The following is a 5,603-nucleotide window of genomic DNA, read 5'->3' on the forward strand; positions in this document are numbered from 1 at the left end:
CGATGGGGGCGGCGCCCCTGGCCTCGATGCGGTGCGGTTCGGCGACGGGCTTGACCGGCCAGTACGCGCAGTTCAGGGAGGCCCAGGCGAGGCCGCGGCCGAAGACCGGGGAGGTCTTCTCGAAGGCGGGGAGGGATTCCTCCACCTGCTCGCGGGTGGCGAAGGCGGGTGGGAGGTCCAGGCAGTTCACGGCGGCGTTGGCGTACATCAGGTTGCTGTAGCGGCCGGTGGCGTCGCGTTCGTAGTAGCTGTCGGACAGTACGAGCAGGCCGGCGCCGTCGTTCTCCTTCATCGCCGAGGTCAGCGCCTCGCGCAGCCGCGGCCAGGCCGACTTGTCGTACATCGCCGCGATCACCCCGGTGGTGGCCAGCGCCTCGCCGAGGCGGCGGCCGTCCGCGTCGCCGGCGGGGATCGGGTGGGCGTCGAGCTTGCGGAAGAAGGCCGCGAGGTGGTCGCCCACCTGCCGCGGTGCCGTGCCGCGGTCGCCGAGCGGGCAGTCGCTCTGCCGTACGCAGTCCTTCGCGAACGACTGGAACGCCGTCTCGAAGCCCGCCGTCTGGTCCAGGTTCATCCGGCGCGAGGACAGGGCCGGGTCCATCGCGCCGTCCAGGACGAGGCGGCCCACGCGGCCGGGGAACAGACCGGCGTACGTCGCTCCGAGAAACGTCCCGTACGACGCGCCCACGTAGTTCAGCCTGCTGTCGCCCAGCACGGCCCGCAGGACGTCCATGTCCCGTGCCGCCTCGGTGGTGGAGACGTGCCGGAGCAGTCGGGGTGCGCGGGCACCGCAGCCCTCCGCGAACCTGCGGTGCGCGTCGACGAGCGCGTCCGTCTCCTTGCGGTCGTCGGGCGTGATGTCCGTCTGCGTGTGCGTGTCCATGGCCCGGTCGTCCAGGCACTCGACCGGCTCGCTGCGGGCGACGCCGCGCGGATCCATCGCGACCATGTCGTAGCGGGCACGGATCTGCGCCGGGTAGCCGACACCGGCGAACTGCTGCAGGAAGGCGATGGCCGAGCCGCCCGGTCCGCCCGGGTTCACCAGGAGGGAGCCGAGGCGCTTGCCCGGGCCGGTCGCCTTCTTGCGCGCCACGGCCAGCCGGATGTCGCCCGCGCCGGGCCGTTCGTAGTCGAGCGGTGCCTTCATCGTGGCGCACTCGAAGCCGGGCACCCCGCAGTCCCGCCAGGTCGGCTTCTGCCCGTAGTACGACGACAGGGCGGACGGCGTGGACGAGGGCAGCGGGGCCAGCACCGCCTCCGCCGCGGGGACGGCCCGGTGCTGCTCGCCCCCGGAGGAGCAGGCCGAGGCCAGCAGCAGCGCGGCGGCCGCCAGAAGGGTGCCGCCCTTACGGGTGCGGGGGTTACGGCGGGTCGGACGTGGGGCGCGCCTGATGTGCATCAAGCGAGAGTAACGCTCAGCTGTCGATTCACTGCTCTTCGTGTGCGACATGCCTCGTACGAGTGACGTCGGCGGCTTCGGCGACCTCGGCGGCGGCCTCCTCGTCAGCCTGCCCTCAGGGACATCGTCATCGCCTCCACCGCCAGGAGCGGGGCCACGTTGCGGTCCAGGGCGTCGCGACAGGCCGCGATCGCTTCTATGCGGCGCAGGGTGGACTCCGGGGAGCCGGCGCGGGCGATGCGCTCCAGGGCGTCCTCGACGTCCGCGTTGGCGATCGCCACGCGGGAGCCGAGCTGGAGGGCCAGGACGTCGCGGTAGAAGCCGGTGAGGTCGGTCAGGGCGAGGTCGAGGCTGTCGCGCTGGGTGCGGGTGCGGCGGCGCTTCTGCTTGTCCTCCAGGTCCTTCATCACACCCGCCGTGCCCCGGGGCAGCCGGCCGCCCTGTGCCGCGCCCAGCGCCGCCTTCAGCTCCTCGGTCTCCTTGACGTCCATCTGCTCGGCGAGCGCCTTGGCGTCGTCGGCGGCCGCGTCGACCAGTTCCTGGGCCGCCTTGAGGCAGCCCCCGATCTCGCCGAGGCGCAGCGGGAGCTTCAGGACGGCGGCGCGGCGTTCGCGCGCGGCCGGGTCGGTGGCCAGGCGGCGGGCCCGGTCGACGTGGCCCTGGGTGGCGCGGGCGGCGGCGGCCGCGACGTCGGGTTCGACGCCCTCGCGGCGTACGAGCATGTCGGCCACGGCGTCCACCGAAGGGGTGCGCAGGTTCACGTGGCGGCAGCGGGAGCGGATCGTGGGCAGGACGTCCTCGATCGAAGGGGCGCACAGCAGCCAGACCGTACGCGGGGCCGGTTCCTCGACGGCCTTCAGGACGGCGTTGGCGGACTTCTCGTTCAGCCGCTCGGCGTCCTCGACGAGGATCACCTGCCAGCGGCCGTTCGCCGGTGAGGTGAACGACTTGCGGACGGTGTCCCGCATGTCCTCGGCCAGGATCTGTGTGCCGACGGCCGCCACCGTGGTGACATCCGCGTGCGTACCGACCAGCGCCGTATGGCAGCCGTCGCAGAAACCGCAGCCGGGGGCACCGCCGAGGGCGCGGTCGGGGCTCACGCACTGCAGCGCGGCGGCGAAGGCGCGCGCCGTCTGTGTGGTTCCCGCGCCGGGAGGCCCCGTGAACAGCCACGCGTGCGTCATCTTCGACGCCTCCGGCGGCGGCGCGTCGGCGGTGGCCGCGGTGACCAGGGCGTCGGCGTCCCGGGCAGCGGCGCCCAACTGCTCGCTGACCTTCTCCTGCCCGACGAGGTCGTCCCACACGCTCATGGGTCACGCCGCCCTTTCGTCATGGTTCGTGGTGCGAGATCCATTGTGCGGGGGACCGCTGACAACGGGGGTGACAACGGGGCGGGCGGCCTCCGCCCGCCCCCCTGCCACGGGGCTCAGCGCCGGCGGCCGCGCCCTCGGCCGCCGTCCCGCCCGTCGCCCGGCTCCTCGTCGTCCTCACGCGGTCCCAGCAGTTCGTCGGCGAGCGTCGGCAGGTCGTCGAGCGGGGTCTTCTCGGCCCAGTCCGGCCGCGGCCGACGCCGGGAGGCGCTCTCGGCGCTCACCTGGGGCAGCTCCCGCGTACGGTCCTCGCCCCCGCCGGGCCGGGCGGCCGCCGGCGGCTCGTCCCGGAAGAAGCCGGGCGGAACCCGGTCCGCGGGGTCGTCGTCCCGTACGGGAGGCAGGACGGCCGTCTCGTCCGCGGCCCCCGGCGGGACGGCCGGCAGCACGGCGGTCTCGTCGGCCGCCCCCGGTGGAACCGGCGGCTGCGGCAGCTTCGTGGTCACCTCGGACTCGGACTCCCCGGCCGCCCGCGGCCCTCGCTTCCCGGCCCCCCGGGACGCCCCACGAGAGCTGTCGCCCGAACCCTCGCTCGAGGGCTCCCGCACCGGCGGCAGCACCGCCGTCTCGTCCGCCGGCCCGCCCGACGCGTTCGTCGGCGTCACCACCGGCGTCGGCACGGTCACCGCCTCCGGCGGCACCGCCGCGGCCGCGGGGGGTGTGGACCGGCGCGGGCCCGCCTGCGCGGTGGCCGCGGCCTGCTCCGCCGCCCGCCGGGCCTCCTCGGCCCGCAGCAGGGCCTCTTCCGCCCTGCGCTGCTTCTCCAGCCGCCGCGCCTCGGCCTCGGCGCGCAGCCGGGCCTCCTCCTCGGCCTGCCGCCGCCGCTCCTCCTCCTCGGCCTTGCGGCGTGCCTCGGCCTCCGCCCGTGCCTGCTCCTCCGCGAGCAGCCGGGCCCGCTCCTCCTCGGCCCTGCGCCGGGCCTCCTCGGCGCGCTGGCGGGCCTCCTCGGCCTGCCGTTCGGCCTCGCGGCGCTGCGCCTCCTCCAGCTCGCGCCGCTTGCGCTCCTCCTCCTCGGCGCGCAGCCGCGCGAGCTGCTCCTGGCGCTCGCGCTCCAGTCGCTCCTCCTCGGCCTTCCTGCGGGCCTCCTCCTCGGCCTTGCGGCGCGCCTCTTCCTCGGCCTTCCTGCGCGCCTCCTCCTGGGCCTTCAGCTCGGCCTCGGACAGCGGCAGCATCTGGTCGAGGCGGTGCCGGACGACGGTGGTGACCGCCTCGGGCTCCTGCCCGGCGTCCACCACCAGGTAGCGGCCGGGGTCGGCGGCGGCCAGGGTCAGGAATCCGGACCGCACACGCGCGTGGAACTCGGCCGGCTCCGACTCCAGGCGGTCGGGTGCCTCCGTGAACCGCTCGCGTGCCGTCTCCGGGGAGACGTCCAGCAGGACGGTCAGGTGCGGGACCAGTCCGTCGGTCGCCCAGCGGGAGATCCGCGCGATTTCGGTCGGGGACAGGTCGCGGCCCGCGCCCTGGTAGGCAACCGACGAGTCGATGTACCGGTCCGTGATCACTACGGCACCCCGCTCCAGCGCGGGCCGTACGACCGTGTCGACGTGTTCCGCGCGGTCGGCGGCGTACAGCAGCGCCTCCGCGCGGTGGGACAGGCCCTGCGAGGACACGTCGAGCAGGATCGAGCGCAGCCGCTTGCCCACGGGTGTGGCACCCGGCTCGCGCGTGAGGACGACCTCGTGGCCCTTGGACCTGATCCAGTCGGCGAGCGCTTCGGCCTGAGTGGACTTGCCCGCCCCGTCGCCGCCCTCGAGGGCGATGAAGAAACCGGAGGCCGCGGGAGCCGTCACCGGGTCGTCGCCGCCGCGCAGGGCGTCGACGAGGTCCTGTCGCAGCGGCACGCCGGAGCGGTCGTCGACCTTGGCCAGGACCAGCGCGGCCACCGGCAGCAGCAGCGCGCCGACCAGCATCAGGGTGAAGGCGGCGCCGCCGTGCGCGAACACGAACCGGCCGTTCTCCAGGCGGTGCGGGCCGATCCCGGCCGCGACCACCGGGGCGAGCACGGCGCCGAGCGCCACGAGGACCCGTACCACCGCGTGCAGGTGCTCGGTCATGCGCGGCCGGCGGTAGTCCTCGGTCTCCTGGTCGAGCAGGGTGTGCCCGGTGTTGGCGGCGACGCCCGCGCTCACGCCGGCCAGGGCGAGGATCAGCAGGACGGTGGTGACGTCGGGGACGAGTCCGGCCGCGAGCAGGGCGATGCCGGTGAGGGCGGTCGCCAGGGCCAGCAGCCGGCGCCGCGACAGCGAGACCAGTGCCCTGGGCGCCGTACGGACGCCGACGGCGACCCCGCCGGTCAGGGCGAGCACCGCCAGCCCGTACAGCACCGGGCCGCCGTCCAGGTCGGTGGCGTGCAGTACGCAGACGGCGACCGCGGCGGCGATCGCCCCGGCGACGGCCGCGCAGGTGAGCACGAGCAGCGGAACGGCCCCCGTGCGGCCCTTGTCGGCGCCGGTGCCCGTCCTCGGGCGGCGCAGCCCCTCCAGCGGCGAGCGCGGGCGCGGGGTGCGCGTGCCGGGCAGTTCCAGGTAGGTCAGCACGGCCAGGGACGCGGCGAACAGTCCGGCCGCGACGTAGGAGCCGAGGGCCGCCTGGTGCTGGTCGAACCAGGCGATGCCGGTGCCCAGGAGGTTGTTGAGCAGGGACGCGACGACCAGGGCGGCGGCCGCCAGCGGGATGGCCAGGAAGGCGGTGCGCAGCGACAGGCGGCGCAGGGCGCCGGCCGCGTGCCGCTCCTCGAGGTGGTCGCAGATGTCGGGCTCGAGCCACGGGATGTGCGGGGCGCCGGAGCGGGACTGGTAGACGAGCTGCCAGGGGTGGTCGACGCCGGTGCGCTCACG

Annotated in this window: 3 protein-coding genes; all 3 read right to left on the reverse strand. The window is 75.2% G+C overall.

All coding sequences use genetic code 11. The features are described 5' to 3' along the window. The coding region (locus tag C1I97_RS30145; protein ID WP_111006268.1) for an alpha/beta fold hydrolase at positions 1 to 1,396 on the reverse strand (1,396 nt) is incomplete at its 3' end. 104 nt (positions 1,397 to 1,500) lie between these two features. Next, entirely contained in the window at positions 1,501 to 2,706 is a 1,206-nt protein-coding gene (locus C1I97_RS30150) for a DNA polymerase III subunit delta' (protein ID WP_111006269.1), read from the reverse strand. A 116-nt stretch (positions 2,707 to 2,822) separates the two neighbouring features. Continuing rightward, positions 2,823 to 5,603 (reverse strand): dTMP kinase (gene tmk / locus C1I97_RS30155; RefSeq protein ID WP_111006270.1); only part of this gene is annotated, 2,781 nt, incomplete at its 5' end.

Source organism: Streptomyces sp. NTH33 (assembly GCF_003236365.1).
GTDB lineage: Bacteria > Actinomycetota > Actinomycetes > Streptomycetales > Streptomycetaceae > Streptomyces.

What these genes read in the sequence shown, in the direction of transcription:
- C1I97_RS30150 (WP_111006269.1), bottom strand. Translation starts at nt 2,706, where the DNA reads ATGAGCGTGTGGGACGACCTCGTCGGGCAGGAGAAGGTCAGCGAGCAG.